The 18,156-nt window shown below is 70.5% G+C and carries 8 protein-coding genes and 1 pseudogene; 6 read left to right on the top strand and 3 right to left on the bottom strand.

Translation table 11 applies throughout. From position 1 onward, the window contains the following. Positions 1-218: 218 nt before the first annotated feature. A pseudogene (locus ACFVHV_RS17810) lies at positions 219-2,879 on the top strand (amino acid adenylation domain-containing protein); the annotation flags it as partial. A 147-nt stretch (positions 2,880-3,026) separates the two neighbouring features. Here the strand turns inward: ACFVHV_RS17810 and ACFVHV_RS17805 are convergent. Next, on the bottom strand, positions 3,027-4,331 hold the full coding sequence (locus ACFVHV_RS17805; protein ID WP_380351954.1) for a condensation domain-containing protein: 1,305 nt from the start codon (positions 4,329-4,331) through the stop codon (positions 3,027-3,029). Between the two features lie 72 nt (positions 4,332-4,403). Beyond that, positions 4,404-5,600 (bottom strand): MalY/PatB family protein, encoded by a 1,197-nt coding sequence (locus tag ACFVHV_RS17800; RefSeq protein ID WP_380351952.1) that lies wholly within the window; start codon positions 5,598-5,600, stop codon positions 4,404-4,406. A 609-nt stretch (positions 5,601-6,209) separates the two neighbouring features. On the opposite strand from ACFVHV_RS17800, the gene ACFVHV_RS17795 reads away from it, so the two are divergent. The 5 genes from ACFVHV_RS17795 (at position 6,210) to ACFVHV_RS17775 (ending at position 16,836) form a co-directional block, all read left to right on the top strand. Next, on the top strand, positions 6,210-8,504 hold the full coding sequence (locus ACFVHV_RS17795; RefSeq protein ID WP_359899033.1) for a non-ribosomal peptide synthetase: 2,295 nt from the start codon (positions 6,210-6,212) through the stop codon (positions 8,502-8,504). Positions 8,505-9,110: 606 nt separating this feature from the next. Further along, on the top strand, positions 9,111-11,078 hold the full coding sequence (locus ACFVHV_RS17790) for a B12-binding domain-containing radical SAM protein (protein WP_380351950.1): 1,968 nt from the start codon (positions 9,111-9,113) through the stop codon (positions 11,076-11,078). Positions 11,079-11,244: 166 nt separating this feature from the next. After that, positions 11,245-11,469 carry a transposase gene (locus tag ACFVHV_RS17785; RefSeq protein WP_380351987.1) on the top strand — a complete coding sequence of 75 codons (225 nt, stop codon included), beginning with the start codon at positions 11,245-11,247 and terminating at the stop codon, positions 11,467-11,469. A 568-nt stretch (positions 11,470-12,037) separates the two neighbouring features. Further along, positions 12,038-16,216 (top strand): DnaB-like helicase C-terminal domain-containing protein, encoded by a 4,179-nt coding sequence (locus tag ACFVHV_RS17780; RefSeq protein ID WP_380351948.1) that lies wholly within the window; start codon positions 12,038-12,040, stop codon positions 16,214-16,216. Further along, positions 16,216-16,836, top strand: coding sequence for a hypothetical protein (locus ACFVHV_RS17775; protein WP_359899027.1), 621 nt, complete (start codon positions 16,216-16,218; stop codon positions 16,834-16,836). The genes ACFVHV_RS17780 and ACFVHV_RS17775 overlap by 1 nt, the downstream gene beginning before the upstream one ends. 144 nt (positions 16,837-16,980) lie before the next feature. Here ACFVHV_RS17775 and ACFVHV_RS17770 read toward each other — a convergent pair whose 3' ends face one another. Next, the gene (locus tag ACFVHV_RS17770) at positions 16,981-17,286 is read right to left on the bottom strand and encodes a hypothetical protein (RefSeq protein WP_359899025.1); all 306 of its coding nucleotides are present in this window, start codon (positions 17,284-17,286) and stop codon (positions 16,981-16,983) included. Positions 17,287-18,156: the final 870 nt, after the last annotated feature.

Raw genomic sequence — 18,156 nt, 5'->3', positions numbered from 1 at the left:
TCAGGAGAGGACGATCCGCGTGAGTGGACCCCCCGAGAACAGGACCGCCCTGGCGAGCCGTGGCGGTCGCGGAACGGCGAGAGCCGAGTCCCCGGCAAGCCGTACGCCCCTGCGGGTCCGCCGCGGGGCGACGAATCCTTCTCCGCCTCGTCGGTGCCTGTCCCGGTCCGGCGGTCAGTTCGACAACGATGGGAAGTGACGTCATGAGCGACACCGCGGCTCACGACATGGCGGCAGAGACCCTGCCCGATCTGTTCGCGGCCCAGGCGGCCCGTACCCCTGACGCCGTCGCGCTCGTCGGAGGCGATGCATCTCTCACGTACGCCGAGCTGGACGCCAGGGCCGGCCGACTGGCGCGGTTGCTCATGGCCAAGGGGGCGGGGCCCGAAACCGTCGTGGCGGTCGCGGTGCCGCGATCCGTGGAACTGGTGGTCGCCCTCTACGCGGTGCACAGGGCCGGGGCCGCCTACCTTCCGATCGATCCGCAGCTGCCCGCCGAGCGGGTACGGGAGATGACCGAGGACGCGCGGCCCGTGCTGATGCTCGACAGCGAGGACGTCCGGCGGATGTCGGAGGAGGGCGCGCCCGAGGCGGACGGGACCGGGTGGCCCTCGCCGCACCCGTCGAGCACCGCCTACGTCATCTTCACCTCGGGATCCACCGGCCGACCCAAGGGGGTGGCCGTGTCCCACGAGGCCATCGTCAACCGCCTGCGCTGGATGCAGGCGGAGTATCCGCTGGGCCACGACGACCGCGTCCTGCAGAAGACCCCCGCCGGATTCGACGTCTCCGTGTGGGAGTTCTTCTGGCCGCTGTGCGTCGGTGCGCGCCTCGTCCTGGCCGGGCCGGACGAGCACCGGGATCCCGCCCGGATCGCCGAGCTGATCCGGGCGGAGCGGATCACGACCGTGCATTTCGTCCCGTCCATGCTGCGTCATTTCCTCGAAGGGCCGACGACGGCCCGATGCGATTCGCTGCGCCGGGTGTTCGCGAGCGGCGAGGCGCTCTCGGCCGATCTGCGGTCACGGTTCTTCCGCCTCCTGGACGCCGAACTGCACAACCTCTACGGGCCCACCGAGGCCGCGGTGGATGTGTCCCACTGGCGCTGCGGCCCGGGCGACCCACCCGGCCCGGTGCCGATCGGCGCCCCGGTGCGCAACACCCGGCTGTACGTTCTGGACGAGCAGCTGAACCAGGCCGCGCCCGGTGCGGCCGGCGAGCTCTACATCTCGGGCGTCCAGCTGGCCCGGGGGTACGTCAACCGGCCGGGGCTGACAGCAGAGCGCTTCGTCCCCGATCCCTACGGCCCCGAAGGCAGCCGGATGTACCGGACCGGGGATCTCGCCCGGCGGGACCCCGACGGGGTCCTGCACTACCTGGGCCGCAACGACCACCAGGTCAAGGTGGGAGGCGTGCGCATCGAACTCGGCGAGATCGAAGCGACGTTGGCCCGGCACGCCGCGGTCGCCGACGCGGTGGTGGCCGCGAGGCCCGACGAGGCCGGCGAGGCGCGGCTGACCGCCTACCTCGTACCCGACCCCGACGAGGCCGCCGCGCTGCGGAACCTGTGCCGCCTCGAAGAAGCCGGGCTCCTCGACCGGAAGGACCTGCAGACCCTGCCGAACGGCATGGCCGTCGTCGCGTCCAACCGGTCGGAGGCGGACTTCCTGTACCGCGAGATCTTCGAAGAGGGCGAGTACCTGCGGCACGGGATCACGCTGCCCGACACCGGGGCCTGCGTCTTCGACGTGGGCGCGCACATCGGGTTCTTCTCGCTCGCGGTGGCCCGCTCCCGTCCCGGCAGCGTGGTCCATGCGTTCGAGCCGATTCCGCAGCTGTTCCGCATGCTCGAACTCAACACCCGGCTGCACGGAGTCGACGCCAGGCTGTTCCCGTGCGGCCTCGCCGAAGAGGCGGGTACGGCGTCGTTCACCTACTATCCGCAACTTTCGATAATGTCGGGGCGATTCGGGGACATCGGCGAGGAGCGCGGTGTCCTGGAGGCCTTCGTCCGCAACGAGCAGCCGATGCAGGAAGCCCTTCCGCACAGCGGTGCGGCGGATCTCGACAGTCTGCTCACGGAGCGGCTGCAGCACACCGACGTGACCTGCGAACTGCGCACGCTGTCGGACGTCATCGACGAGACCGGTGTGGAACGGATCGACCTGCTCAAGATCGATGCGGAGAAGAGCGAACGCGCGGTGCTTCTGGGGCTCCGTGAGGAGCACTGGAACCTGGTCCGCCAGCTGGTGATCGAGGCGCACAACGCCCCGGGCCGGATCGACTGGATCCGGGGCCAACTGGAGGAGCGGGGGTACCGGGTCACCGTCGACGGGCTGGCGATGCTCTCGGAGACCGGTCTGGTCACCCTCTACGCGGTCCGCGGCGGGCAGCCGGCCTCCGGTGGCGGGGAGAGTGCCGCACCGGCGTACCGCGGGTCGGATTGGTCGTCCCCGGACCTGTATGTCGAGGACGTGCGGCGAGAAGCGCAGCTCCGGCTCCCGCCGCACATGGTTCCGGACCACTTCGTGATCGTCGACGCGCTTCCCCTGACGGCCAACGGCAAGCTCGACCGGGCGGCACTGCCTGCGCCCCGGCGCCGGCCGACCGGGAGAGCGGCCGCTCCGCGCGACACGACCGAGGTGCTGCTCCGCTCCCTGTTCGCCGACGTGCTCGCCGCACCCGACATGGGGATCCACGACGACTTCTTCCGCCTGGGCGGCAACTCGTTCGATGCGATCCGCCTGGTGGCCCGGATCCGTGAGGCGCTGGGTGTCGGAGTGACCGTCCCGAGCCTGTTCAAGGCCCCGACAGTGGCCGCCTTCGCCGAACTGCTGGCCGATGGATCCGACGGAGCCCCGTTCCCGCCCGACGCATGACCCTTCCGCGCGTCGATCGTTGAACCGCCCCTCCCGTCCGGGCACCCGGATGGGAGCGGCAGCCAGCACGGCGGACCCCTGAAAGCTGTCAGGGACGGTGGACCCCGGCTCCCGCACCGGTGTACGGCGGCCACGTCGATGTGGTGGTCATGCGGGAGCTTCCGAGGAGAAGGAGTGCGGCGTGGCCGACGTCGTGGCCGACGGGGCGATTTCGGAGAGTCGGCTGTCGAAGGCGCGCAGCAGATCAGGGAGCCGCTGCGGCCAGGAACCGGTCAGCGGAGCCTGGACGACGCATTTCAGGGTCCCGTCGGGCAGTTCGCACACCTGGAGCTGAACCTCGGCGACCGCGCCGACCGGCGGCACCGGAACGGCGTGCATCCTTACCGGACCGGCCGAATGCTCGACGCGCTGCCAGTTCTCGAAGGCGAACAGCACCTGGTAGACGGGCATCCGACCACCGGGGACCGTCTGCACGGCCCGGACGATCTCGTAGCGGGGCAGCGCGGAGCCCAGGACACTCTCCCGCACGGCGGCCCAGACCCGCTCGACCACCCCGGGTGCGGACAGCTCGGGCATCCGCACCGGCAGGATGTCGATCAGGCAGCCGAGTTCGTCCTCCTGCCCGGCCGAGCGGGTGGCCACCGGTGTGCCGACGCAGAAGTCGGAGCCGCCGGTGATCTCGGCCAGAGCCCGGCCGTACGCGGCCAGCAGCACCGCGAACGGTGAGCAGGCGCTGCGCCTGGCCCGGTCGCGCACCGCCTGCCAGGTGCTGGGCGGGTAGGTGGTTCGGAGCTCGGCCGACCCACCTGCGGCGAGCTCGTGCTGGTTCGGCGCCGGGCTGCCGTCCGGGGTGGGCAGGTCGGCCGCTCCGGTCAGCACGGTGCGCCAGTGCGTGGTGAGTTCGGCGTGTTGCGCCGGCGTGAGTTCTGCGGCCTCCACTCGTTCCAGCACGGGCAGATCGGTCGAGACGCCGTCGACGGCCCGTGCGTAGGCGCGCGCCAGATCGGCGGCGAACACCTCCTGGGAGAGGCCGTCGAAAGCGATGTGATGGACCGCCAGGAAGACGGTGGCGCCCCGTGCGTCCGGGGCGACCGCGGCCCTGTAGACGCGGCCCGCGGCGAGATCGAAGGTGTCGGCGTTCAGCAGGGTGGCGGCGGCCTCCTCGAAGCCGGTGCCGGACCCGAGGCGCAGCAGCGGCTCCGCGACCGGCTCCGCGAGGACCTTGCGGACCACCTGCTCGTGCTCGAAGACGAAGGCGGTGCGCAGCGCCTCCTGGCGGCGCGCCACGGCCGACAGCGCCGCGTCGAGGGCGGGCAGATCGAGGGGGCCGTCGACGCGGACCTGGGCGAGGATCCAGCCGGCGGGGCTCGCCGGGTCGATCTGCTCACCGAGCCAGAACTGCATTTCCAGAGCGGAGGCCGGCTGGACCCGCACCGTCGTGTGGTCAGTCACAGGAAAGCTCCTTGTCCGCGCCTGCGGGGTTGTTGGTGCCGATCGGAACGTCCGTGTCGCGCAGCTCGCGCTTCAAGCACGTCCGCACCGTCGCAACGCGGCGCTCATGCGGTCCAGGGTCTCTTCCAGGACCTGCGGGGACGTGCCGAAGTTGAGCCGTACGAATCCGTCGCCGCCGGCTCCGAAGGCCGGACCGGAGAAGAGCAGCACCTTGGCCTCGTCGCGGAAGAAGGGCATGGGGTCCGGACCGATCCCCAGCTGCCGGCAGTCGAGCCAGGCAAGGAAGGTGGCCTCCGGAGTCCGACACCGGATCCGCTCCGGGAGCCGCTCGGCCAGCAGCCGACGGTTCCGGTCCAAGATGGCCAGCACGTCGTCCAGCCAGGCATCGCCCGAGGTCCAGGCGGCCTTCAGTGCCTCGACCGCGAGCACCCCCACTTGGCCGAAAAGCAGCCCGCGCCGGGCGTCGACGGCATCCCGTACGGCCCGCGGTCCTATGTGTGCCAGCGCGCAGCGGATCCCGGCGAGGTTGAACGCCTTGCTCCCCGAGGTGAGGGTGACGGTGCGGGCGGCGATTTCCGGGCTGAGCGAGGCGAAGGGGATGTGCCGGTGCGGGGCATGGGTCAGATCCGCGTGCACCTCGTCGGAGATCACCAACAGGTCGAACCTGAACACGAGTTCCGCGAGCGACTCCAGCTCGTCACGGCGGAACACCCGGCCGGTGGGGTTGTGGGGGTTGACGAGGAAGAGCACACGGCAGCGCCCCGAGCCCTCGTCCGCCGCGGTCCGCTCCATGAGCGCGGGATCGAACTCCCACCCGCCCTCGCCCTCCTGGAGCGGAACGGTCAGCGCCCTGCGGCCGATCCTCTCGATGACATCGACGAACGGCGGGCAGGCGGGGGTGTGCAGAAGTACCGCATCGCCGGGGTCGGTGGCGACCTGGAGCGTCGCGAGCATCGCCTGGTTGATGTCCGTGAACAGCCGGACGTGCGTGGGATCGGGCCTGTGGCCGTACCGGTGCCGCGTCCGCTCGGCGAACACCTCGCCGAGCGGGCCGCCGCGGCTCTCGTCGAACCACGGGGGGTAGCCGAGATCGCCGTCGGCGCGGCGCAGCAGGGCCTGGCGAATCGCGGGTGCGGTCGGAAAGTCCATGTCCGCGACCCAGGAGGCCAGCATGCCGTCGCCCGCAGTGGCCCACTTCTCCCCGTCCCGCTGTGACAGGCGGCTCAGTTCGAGGGAGTCGAGAGCAGTTGACGAAGTGTCGGCCTTCATAGTCCTGTTCCGTGTTGGTTCGATGGCACAGCGTTGTGCGGACCAATGCCGGTGCGATGCCGCACGACGGAGAGGAGGCCGGTACGGAAAGCCCGCGACAGGAAACCGATCGCCCGGCAGACCTCCTGCGGGCCCCCCGGCCCTCCAGTCGCATCCCCATAACCCTGTTGGGCTACACGGGAGTTCCCCGAGCACGTCATGGTTGCCCTACGGGGGGGAGCACACAAGGTTATGCGCCAGCCTTCGACCGCGAACGTGTGACGTCGGCCACATTGCGGCGTTCGCGACCCGCCGATACTGTCGCCAGCAGCGCCTTCCTCGGCCCGGATCAGACGCTGAGGCTGGTCGCTCGCAAAGCTTGGAGCTTCCTGGCCCGGCAGTCGGTGCGCCCATGCGCCCATCCGATATTCACAGTCGAATTACATCTGCGATGTCGAGAATCTGTGACAGGAGACAGGATTGTCCTCCCATGCCGCCCAAATCCCTGCGGACCGGCCGCGTGGCGTCGACGCACCCCGTTGCACGGGGGTAGTACGCCGAGAAATTCCCGGTCTTTACGCCGGCGCCGTCAGGGATGTGGCGGTGTCCTGTGCGACCGCCCCGGAGAGTGTGCTGATCGCCGGCTTCGCCGCGCTGCTGTACCGGTATTCCGGCCAGAACCAGGTCGAGTTCCACGTGCACCGCGAAGGAGGTGAGGACTCGCTGCTCCGCTTCTCCGTCACCGGGGAGAGCACGCTCCGCGGACTGACCGGTGCGACCGGTACCGGGGCGGCCCCCGGGAAGGAGCCCGCCCGCATCGGCGTACGTTTCGGTGCGGATCGGGCCGGCGAGGGCGATCAGCCGTACGAGGTCGAGCTCGTGCTGCCCGCGGCCGGGGCGGCGTCCCGGTCGGCCGCTCTCCACTTCGACGGGCGACTCTTCGAAACGGCGACCGGCGACCAACTGCTTGCCCACTTCCAGAACCTGCTCGAGGACGGCGCGAACCGGCCGGACCGGGCGCTGGCGGATCTCGTGCTTCTCACCGGGCCCGAGGCGCACCGGATCCTCGTGGAATGGAACGACACCGCTGTCCGGCTGCCCCGCGAGGAAAGCTGTCTGCACGAGGCGTTCGAGGAGCGGGCCGCGCGGTCCCCCGAGGCCGTCGCCGTGATCCAAGGAGCGACCCGGCTGACGTTCCAGGAGATCAACGTCGCGGCCAACCGGCTGGCACACCATCTGAGGGACCTGGGCGTCGGCCCCGACGACCGCGTCGGCCTCTACCTCGAGCACTCGCCCGATCTGCTGATCTCGATGCTCGGGGTGCTCAAGGCCGGCGGGGCCTATGTGCCGCTCGACCCCGGCTATCCGCAGGCCAGGGTGTCCACCATGATCACCGGTGCTTCCTGCGTGGCTCTGATCAGCCACAGCAAGCTCGCTGCCGCTCTGACCGGGGAGGACTCCGTACGGCAGGAACTCCTGGTGCTACTGGACCGCGAGACCGCCGCCCTGTCCGCTCGGCCCGATCACGATCCGAAGGCCCAGGCCGGGCCGGACAACCTCTGCTACGTCATCCATACGTCCGGTTCCACCGGAAAGCCGAAGCCGATCGCGCTGCGCCACCGGGGCGTGACGAACAACATCGAGGATCTCAACTCCCGCTTCGCCGTGGGCATCGGCGACAGTGTCCTCGGCCTGTCATCCCCGAGTTTCGACATGTCGGTCTACGAATTCCTCGGGATGACGGCGGCAGGCGGCACTCTCGTCCTTCCCGCGCCCGACCGGGCCAAGGATCCGGCGCACTGGGCCGAACTGGCGGCGGAGCACGGCGTCACGGTGTGGAACACCGCACCGGCGCTGCTGGAACTGGTACTCGATCATGTCGAGCGCGGCGGGGGTGGCGGCCCCTCACCGGTGAACGCACTGCGGCTGATCATGGTCGCCGGAGACTGGATCCCGCTGAAGCTGCCCGGACGCGCCCGCGGAGCCGCGCCCGATGCCAGGTTCATCTCCCTCGGTGGGGCCACCGAGGCCTCGATCTATTCGACGATATTCGAGGTCGAGGCCACCGAACCCACCTGGAGGAGCATTCCCTACGGGCGCCCGATGGCCAATCAGCGCACCTACATCCTGGACGAGTCGCTTCAACCCGTTCCACCGGGTGTGACAGGCGAGTTGTACCTCGCCGGCGTCGGCCTCGCGCTCGGCTACCTGGACCGGCCCGCCCTCACCGCCGAGCGATTCATCGAGTGGACGTACGGCCCAGTGGCCGACGAGCGGCTGTATCGCACCGGCGACTTGGCGAGGTTCGGTGCCGACGGACTGATCGAACTGATCGGCCGGACCGACCTTCAGGTGAAGATCCGCGGGCTGCGGGTGGAGCTGACCGAGATCGAGTCCGTGCTCCGCGACCATCCTCAGGTCAAGGAAGCGGCGGTGACCGCGCAGACCGATGCCGCCGGCGTCCCGGTCCTGGTCGGATACGCCGTGCCGCGCGACGGCGAGGTCCTGGACCCGGAGGACGTCCGCAGGACCCTCGCGGCCAGCCTCCCGGCTCACATGGTTCCCGGCACTGTGCTCGTGCTGCCGGCCATGCCGCTGAGCCCCAACGGGAAGCTGGACCGCAAGTCGCTTCCCACGGCCCCCTCACCGCACGAGGAGCGCCGTGGCGCCACCGTGCCCGTGGGTGCCGAGCCCAGCGGTCCGTGGGAGAAGCGGATCGCCGCGGCATGGCGGGACGTTCTGGGCATCGATGCGATCCGGCGTGACGACGACTTCTTCGCCCTGGGCGGCGACTCGATGAAGGCCATGCGCAGCATGGCGCAGGTGCCCGAGCTGACGTTGGTGGCCCTGCACCGCCATCCGACGCTGGAGAGCCTGGCCGCGTACCTTCAGGCCACGGCCGCTCTGCCCGGGGCGGGGAACTGACCGAGCAGGAACCGCCGCACACAGACGGTGGCCGGCCGGGCGGGCCGGATGCCCGGGCGTCCGTCGCGCGGGTACCGGCCCGCGAGGTCCTCGTCGCACCACAGCCCGTCCCGCCGGTCTCCCACCCACGTCGCCGTCGTACCGCCCGGGTTGCTCGCCCGCGCGATCTGCGCGGTCGGAGACGGGAATTGCTCATTCGCCGAGCTGCCGGGTGATTTCTTCGATGCGGGCCCGGAAATGCCTGGTTCGGTCGGCCGGTTCGCGTTCGCGGAAACCCCGGTCGAAACCCTTGGCCGGCGCGCGCACGTGAATGACCGAGGAGTGATGCGGACGTGAAATTTGAAGACACGGCCCAGTAAGGTCGAGTAAGATCGCGGGTGAGTTCGAGGTCGTGCCGGGTGGGCCCTCGATTGAAGAGCTGATGGATCGCCACAAGAAATATGCGGCCAGGCTTTGAGAATGTCCCGATCTGTGACGGATTGGGATGTGTGTTTTTCGGGAAAGCAGAAGGACGGGAATGTCCATCGATGGCCCGCCGGAGTAATTGCGTCATCGATGTCCGTGTTCGGGGATAAGATCCTGGAAGAACCAGAATCCGGAGGACCGATGGCCACGCACGCTATTCAGAAGACGCATTCGGGGCGCGGCGGAATTCAGATGCACCGCCAGGGGGAAGTGTCCGATCTGGACGCGTTTCGGGAACGGCGTCTGACGCGCAGGCGCCGGCTGTTGGATGACCTGGCGAGTGCGAGAACGGACACCCGCTATTTCCCTGTGCTGTCGGTACTGGCGCCCGTCATGACCCAATCCGAGGGTGAAATCACCTACCCGGGCGACCCGATGTGTCTCTACACAGCGCTGAGCGCCGCCGTGCACCGTGCCGTGGCGGACGCCGGCCCGCTGGAGGACGCCGTGCACTACAGCGACCTCGCGCCCGAGTGGACCCGATTCCCGTCCAAGGAGTACCGGCTCTCCGCCAGTGACGACGGATACCGGGCCTACGGCACGTCACCCAACACCGACCAGACGGTGTTCGACCCCCGGGTCTGGGACGACGCGGCGCGCACGAGATGGCTGCGGCTGCTGCGCGAGGTCCAGCCCAGGGTCGTGCTCATCAGCGCCGTGTCACCCGCGCACCGCTACGCGCTCGAAATCGCGAGGTTGGTCAAGCGCGAGGTCCCGGACGCCTTCGTCATACTCGGAGGCCGTCATGTGGACGAGACCGTCACCTGCACCCCCGACGGCCAGTCCCTCGTGTGCGAACCCAGCAGCACGGTGACAGTCATTCAGGAGGGCAAGGCTCCCGGAGTGGTCGACGCCGTCGTCGGCGGCGAGGCCTACTTCGCCGTGGACCTGCTCATGCGGGCCATCGCCCTTGCCACCGATCTCGACCGGCGTTGGGTGGACCGTGACCAGGTCCTGCCGTGCCTGCAGGGGCTGCTCGCCGAAGAGGGGCCCGTGTCCGGCTCGTCGGTCGTCGTCCTGGCGGCGGGGGAGACCTTCGACGCCGTTCCGCTCCGTGGCCGAACGATCGACCTCGCGTCCTTACCCTCGCCGTACGAGGCATTCGCGATCCGGTCCCGATTCCCCATCTTCACCCGCCCCGGGACGGGGGAGGTGATGCGCACCGCGCACTTCATGGTATCCAACGCCTGTCCGTACCGATGTAATTTCTGCTCCGAGTCGTCGCAACTCGGCACTGGGCTCAAGCGGTTCAAGGACGATGCGATAGGCGCGGCGGCGGAGCGGGTCTGCGAATACGTCAGCTACGGCGCCGAGTCGCTCTTCTTCGACGACTCCGTCTTCTGGAGCGGCCGGTACCGGGACATCGAGAACTTCTGCGACGAGCTCAGCCGGATCCGCCGGGACGAGAGCGGTTCACTCGAACCGCGTTACCGCAGATTCGTTCGCGAGGAAGACGATGTCCAGCGGCTGCGCGACCTCCAGTGGGGTGCTCAGCTGACCGTCGACACCCTCGTCGCGCTGCATTCGGCTGAAGAGTCGTCAAAAATCCTGGGAAAGATGAAGGATGCCGGATGCAGCTACATCTACATCGGCATCGAGAGCATGTCGACGCAAGTCATGAACAACATTCACAAGAATATCCGCCGGGACGAACGGAAGCCCTGGAGGGAAAAGGTCAGGGAAGCTGCGGCCCTCGTCAAGGAGCAGGACCTGCAGCTGGGAACCTCCGTTCTTTTCGGCCTCGACGGTGAGACGCGGGACAGCATCGACGAGACCATCCACGAAGTGGGCCGCCTCATCGACGACAAGCTGATCGATCTGGCCAGCCCGAACATACTCACCTACCACCCCGCGACACCGGTCACGCGCCAGCACGGCATGCAGGACCAACTCGACTACCACTCCCCGCGCATCGACAACCGGAAGCCCTACATTTATTTCGAGGAAGCCTTCCCCGGTGTCGTCTCCGTCCTCCTCACCGAGGACGACATCTGGCACATTCACAGGGAGACCGAGAAACGCTGGGGCGGGGCCCGCAATGATGCTGCCGCAGTTCCTGTCCAGGAAGACCAGTCCGACAGCCCCCGGCACGTCCACGCCGGACCATGACGACACCTGAAGGCGCCCAGAGCTCCGGCCACGGCTGCAAGGGCTGAGCCGCCGGACGGCCTACGGGACTTGCCCACCCGGAGCCCCGTGACGACTCGATCGCTACTGCAGGACAACGCCGGCGAGGTCGACGCGAGTCGAGCCGGCGGAAGGGGACGCGACCAAGATCTGGGCCGGGGCGGATATCGGCAAAACGCACCCCCATGCCGTGGTGATCAACGAGGAGGGCGAGCGGCTACTGTCCCGCCGGACCGAGAACGACAAGACTGAACTGCCGGCTCTGATCGGCGATGTGCTGTTATCGGGGGTGCGCTCTAACCATCTGAGCCACCGGCCTGTTGACCAAGATCATACGTACATACCGCAGCTGTTGCCTGTTCCGGCCGGGTGACCGGGGGAAGTGGTCTCTCCGTCCCGTCCCGACGGCCCGGCTCGCGCCGCGCCCGCCGTCGCTCCGGGCCCGTGCGGTCTCTCCACCTTCGCCGGGCCTGTGCAGGGCCCGCCGCCGCCCCCCGGCTGCGGTGCAGCCCCGGCCGCCGTCGCCGGGCCGCCGTGCGCCGTCCGCCCGGGGTTGTTCCCGGGCCGTCCTCCGCGAACCCGCCTGTCCGGGCGGGGGTATCCGCGCCTCGGCGGCGCGGCTTCACTCATTCTCGTTACAACAATCCGCCCCGGTGTGTACCGGTGTGGCTAGACTGACGGCCAGCGTTACACCTTGCGTGTGGGTGCGGGTGGCCTGTGGTCCGGGCCGTGCCGCGCCCTGCCCGGGACTGGGGCGGCCTCCTGCCGTCCGCCGGTCGCCACCGCCGCCCGTCGGCGGTGGCGCCCGCCCGCTCCGGGCCCGTGCGCCTTCGGCCCCCGGGCCGTTGCCGGTCGTTCCTGTCTGTCTGCTGTGTGCCCTTCTGTGTCTGGAGTGCCTGGTGTCCTCTTCTCGTTCGGGTTCCTCCCGCGCCGCTGCCGGTGTGGCACGCGGTGCGGACGAGGTCCCGCCGGTGGCGGTCAAGGGCCCGGCCGGTGCGGACCCGCTCGTCCCGGCCGCAGGGGACGCCGGCGCTGCGCCGGGTCCGGCCCGCTCCGGCAGCGCCCCGCGCGGTGCCGGTTCCTCGCGGCGGTCCGGCCGTCCCGCCGCCGCACCGGCCGTCTCCGCCCCGGAGCCGGAGCCGGGAGCGGCCGGATACCTGAACCTCCCCGGCCCGGAAGACTCGCTGTGGGCCTCGGTCCCGCTTCAGCTGCGCCAGAACCTGGCCATGCCCGCGTACCAGCTGGTGAACCCGGCGCGCGGTCACCTGGCCACCCCGGCGGGCCGCAAACTGAAGTCCGCGCTCGGGGCCGCCGTCCGGGGCAAGATCACCGGGACGCACTGGCTCGCGCTGCTCACCGCTCCTCGTACCGCGTTCGGCGGTCCGGCCAGCGCCCGCGCCGAGCAGGCGTACAAGGCCCTGGAGCAGCTGGTGACCGACTTCCTGCGGCCCGCGCTGGGCACCGTCGCCGGGGCCGAGTTCGCCGCCGGGGTGGAACTGGCCGCGCCCGTGCCCGCCGCCCCGGAGACCGACGCCACCGCCGTCCCGGCCCCGGCCCCGGCGGCCGCCGTGCCCGTCCCGGCCCCGGAAGCCGTCACGCTCCCCGCCCCCGTCGGGCCGCCCCGGGACAGCGCCGTCCCGGCCCAGCCCGGCCCGGCGGCCGGAACCCCGGCGCCGGTGCCGGTCGGCGACCTGGCCGAGCTCCTGCGCGTCACCACTCAGACGCCGGGGACGATCCTGGCAGTCACCAGCGCGCACACGACCACCGCGCAGACCGCTCTCGCCCAGGCCCAGGACCTCGAGCCCGCTCACCTGCCGACCGTGCAGGTGAGCGGCCACGACCGCTCGTCCCTGATCCGCGCCCTCTACACCCGGCTCGGCCTCGGCCAGCGCCGCCGACTCCCCGGACTCGACGAAGCCGAAGACCTGATCACCGCCGAGCTGCAGCACACCCCCCGCCTGGTCATCACCACCACCACCCTCGGGCTGAGCCCCTCCGCGCTCCAGCTGCTGCACCGCCTGTGGGAGCCGAAGCCGTTCCCGCTGGTGCTCGTCGGCGACAGCACCCTCGACGGCCTCCTCAAGCGCCACGACCTCGCGGAACTCCACCCCCACATCACCCACCACCGCGTCCAGGAGCCCGCCGCCACCCCCGCGCCCGCGGCAGACCCGGACCTGGCCTCCGACACCGCCCCCGCCGCCTCCGGCGACGACCTCGCCGCGCCCCACCCCGCACCGGTCATCCCGACCCCAGCCCTCGACCCGCCGCCGTCCGGCCCGCTCCCGCCGGCCCCCGACCTGGTCCTGGCCCCGAGCCCGCAGACACTGCACCAGGCCCGCAGCACCCTCCCGCAGATGATCCGCGCCGCCGGCGAGGGCACCTCCACCCCACTTGCCCGCGGCACCCACCACGCCCTGCTCACCGCCCCCACCACCGCCACCGCCCTGGGCTGGGACCTGACCACCGCCACCGCGCACGGCACCGCCGACGCCCGCAAGAAGCTCGGCGACCTCATCGCCCTGGCCGCCGCCGGCACCCCCCAGGTCCTGCGCCGCCACGTCACCCCCCTCGCCGTGCTGCTCCCCGCCGCCCCCGACGGCACCCCGCTCCCGCCCGCCACCCACCCCGACCAGCCCACCCCCGGTACACCCGGCGTGGCAGCAACGACCGCACACAGCAACAGAGTTGTAACGCCCACCCCGGGCGCCGTCCCCGCCGCAGCCGCGCCAACCGCTCCGGACCACAGCAGCGAAGCCGAGCCGGACGACACCCTGTTCTCCACCCCGGCCGCTCCCGCCGGCCAGCCGGCCCCGGCCCCCGCCACGGCCGAGCCCGACCAGTCGGCCCCCGCCGATACCGAGCCGGCCACCTCGAGCGCGCCCGCGCCGGCCGCCGGCGAACCCGCCCTGCAGGACCCCACGGCCGCGGCCCCGTCGGCCGACCATCCGGCCACCACACCCCCCACGCCCCCCGCGGCGCCCGCCACTCCGCGGCGCCCACGCCGCCTCGCACCGCTCGCCGACGCCCTCACCACCGTCCTCACCCCCCAGGCCCCGGACCACGACACCAACACCCCGGCCGGCCCGCGCGCCCTGTCCACCGGCATCCGCACCCTCGACGACGCCCTCGGCGGCCTCCAGCCCGGCCGCTTCTACCTCGCCGCCGCCGCCCCCGGCACCGGCGCAAGTCTCCTCGCCACCACCACCGCCCGAACCACCGCCCTCGACCACCACCTCCCCGTCCTCTACGCCGCCTCCGGCCTCACCCACGCCGACGTCGCCGCCCGGATCGTCGCCGCCCACCTGCCCGTCGACTACCGCCGCCTGCGCACCGGCCGCCTCACCTCCACCGAACAAGCCGACGCCACCACCCTCCACACCGAACTCGCCGCCGCCCGCCTCTACATCGACGACGGCACCGACCTCACCCCCGAAGCCATCGCCGAGACCGCCGCCGACCTCGCCCACACCACCACCACCCAGCCCGCTCAGCCCGGCCTGGCCCTGGTCGTCGTCGACCGCCTCCAGGCCCTCGACGACCCCCGCCTCCCGCTCTCCGGCCCCCGCCTCACCGACGCCGCCCAGGCCCTGGCCCACCTCGCCCGCACCCACCACGTCCCAGTCCTGGCCATCCTCGACACCGACCACCCCGACCTGATCACCACCCTCGGCCTCGACACCACCCTCACCCTCCACCCCCACCCCGACGCCCCCACCACCCAACTCCTCATCACCATCGCCGAACGCGACCTCGGCACCCAAGCCACCCTCACCCTCACCGCCGACCGCACCCACGCCCGCCTCACCGACCCCACCCCCCACGACCCCTACACCCACCCCCGCCCGGCGCCGGAGGCGCCCAACACCCCCGCCCCCACGGCCCCGGCGCCGGAGGCGCCCACACAGGCCTCCGCCCGGCCCACCATCGCCGTCCCCGGCCACCCCGCCCAGGACACCGCCGCCGCGCCCCAGCCCGACCCCGACCCGGACCCCGACCCCGACCCCGAGGTCACCCCGGGCACCGCCGCCGCCCTGGACGCCCTGACGCCAGACCAGCCCCCCGCCCACCCGCTGCGCCCGACCCGGGACCGCGCGGCGCGTACGGTCGCGCCCCGGCCCGCCCGCCCCGGCGGCGGGGACTACGCGGGCCGGGACTACAGCCACTTCCTCAACATGATCAACTCGGTCGTCGAGCAGACCCTCCAGGAGCACAGCGGCGACACCGAAGCCGCGATCACCGCGCTGGAGCTGAAAGCAATTCCGAACGGAATGGCCCTCTTCGAGGCAACCCGAGTCGGCGGAAATTACGAGCACACCGTCTACCCGGAACGCCTCGAATTCCTCAGCAAGAAATCCCGCGACGGAGCCGACGACATCTGGGAGGGCCGCCACAAGTGGGAGAACGGCCCACTCATGGACCAGCTCAAGGCCGGCACCCACCAGGACATCGACGTCGACGTCCTGGACACCAACGCCGCCTTCTGCAGCTCCCTGAAGACCTGGCTGCCCATCGGCGCCCTGCAGCACCAGCCGGACGGCGGCTTCAACCCCAAGCGCTCCGGCATCTACCTCCTGCCCAAGCGCCCCACCTGGGAACACCCGCACCTGCCCGACCCGATCGGCAACCGCCGCGAGCCCGGCCCGGTCCTCCTGGACGACGCCACCATCCGCCTCCTGATCCGCTGCCACAAGCTCGGCCTCGCCGAGGCCCCGCACATCACCCAGGCGTGGACCTCCGGCGCCTCCGAAAACATCGCGGAGAAGTTCCGCCGCGTCCTCACCACCGCCCGCGAAAAGGCCATCCTCGACGGCGACGACGTCACCGAGAAATACGTCAAGGCGATTTACTCAAAGTTCGTCTCCACCATCGGTGAATCCACCTACAACCGAGATCTTCGCCGACCCGACTGGATGCATATCATTCGCAGCCAGGCATTCGCCAACCTCTGGTACAAGGCACACCGCGCCCACGAACACGGCCTCACCATCGTCCGCCTCCGCGGCACCGACGAACTCCACATTACCGGCGACACCGCATGGCGCACGGTATTCACTGAAGGCCGCCTCACCACCCAGCTGAAGCTCAAGAAGCAGTACACCCTTTACGCGAAGGCCACCTAATGTCGACCGACGGCTGGAAGAACTTCGGCAAATACGGCGCCGACCTCGACCCCGAAAATCGCCACGGGAAAATCGTCCTCGCCCGCGCCCTCGAAGACGCCCTGGAACGGATGATCGTCGAAGGCGGCATCAAGTCCCCCGTCACCACCCGCCGCGGCCTCACCGCCCGGATGCGCTACCTCACCACGACCCAAGGCGGCGCCCAGGCCATGGCCGACGCCGGCATCACCGCCGTCCCCAAGACCATCAGCGCCTGGACCAAGGGCACCCAGAACCCCCTCCCCGCCAACCTCGACGCCATCGACACTGCCTACTGGAACCTCCGGGCCGCCAACATCCTCAACAACCCCGGCGCGTTCAAGCAGCACCTCAACAACCAGGGCAAGGGCACCAAGGTCGAGATCCACCCCATCAACCAGGACGTCGTCGACGAACCGCGCCGCCGCGACAACCTGCGCATCCGCACCCTGCGGGTCCGCTACGTCTGGGACGACGCCGTCGACGCGATGATCGCCGGCGACATCGGCAAGCTCGAGGAGATCTGGGACGACATCATCGCCGACCTCGACTCCGACTGGGGCGCCTACACCTACGTCCGCCACATCGGCCTCGGCGCCTGACCACCCCCACCAGCCGCGCGCCCGCCCCACCGGGCACAGCAGCGCGTACATCCCCGCCCCCGCAACTGCGCCTCCGCGATCTCCCAGGGACCGGTGATACCGCCGGCCAGGGCGAAGAAGACAGCGTGACGGCGCGCGAGCTGTTCAGGCCGCCCTCACGTAGAAGCAGACGCCGGCCCGGCCGGTCACCGTGAGGACGCCGTCGGCCACGTCCAGGACAGCCGCCCAGCCGACCGTCGGCCCCGCCCAGCCCTCCAAGTCGTCGAACCGCGCCCACCCGCCGGACGCCAGCCCGGCCAGGCGCGGACCTGGCCCGCGGCCGCCGGCCGACGCGAACGTCTCGACCCGGTGCGAGGCCGCGAAGACCACCTGCGCCCGCCGCGCGTCGACGGCCCACGCCTGCATGCCCAACGGCCGCAGCGGCCCGCTGCCGACGTCGACGGCGCACATCGTCCGCCGTCCACCGGCGCCGCCTCGTCGCTCACACCAAGCCAACGAGCCGGACCCCGGAGGCAACCCGCCAGCGGCCGGCCCCGCCCCGCTGCGCACCACCGGGCCCCGGACCGGAGCTCCACCACCTTGGCCAAGCCGCCCGCCAACCGGCACCGCGCCACACGCCCGAACGCCCGGCCTCCCGGAGGACTTCCCGGTACAATTCTCGAAGCGCCGCATCATGAATCCCCGGTACAACCCGGAGGGGAGACGGGGCATCAGGCGGGATTCCCTGACCGTGAAATTCTGATACAGGCTCAGGCTGATAGAGTCCGGTACAACTTCCCTGCCCCACAGCGGGAAATCCGTCGGATATGAAGGGCAATCAGCCCGATGCGGTTGACCGCCAATCAGGCGCGTTACAGAAAATGTCACCACTGCCTTGCACAAGCCTCGATTTGGTCGCTAGAATTGCCTGACTGGTTCAGACCATTTGACGAGGGTTATAGCTGACTCAGAGTCACAGACTCCCCGGCCAACAACTTGTAACGAGACAGGGACCGTGACATACCGGAGCCCGGTACACAACAGGGCAGGCGCCCGGAGGGCGTCCACCGAAGGAGCCGGTCGAGCCCGGGAGTGAGCCCGGCCGGAGCAAGCAGAGCCCGAGAGCATAGAAGAAAAGCCTAGTTCAGAGCCCTAAAGGGCCGAGTCCATGAGGGGAGAGGCCACCCAAAGGCTCGAACACGGTACAAGGGCCGGCCCCGAAGAGACGCCACCGATGAGGCGAGAGTTGTACCGACCCTCCCTCCTAGCTTGCCAAGAGCCACGGAGTGGCGTTACATCATTCCGTCACGATAGTGACGGCGCGTCATGTGTCCGGAGGAC

Origin of the sequence: Kitasatospora sp. NPDC127116 (genome assembly GCF_042677365.1) — a bacterium.
GTDB classification, from domain to species: Bacteria; Actinomycetota; Actinomycetes; order Streptomycetales; family Streptomycetaceae; genus Kitasatospora; species Kitasatospora lactacystinica.
This window is presented reverse-complemented; position numbering and strand designations above follow the sequence as displayed.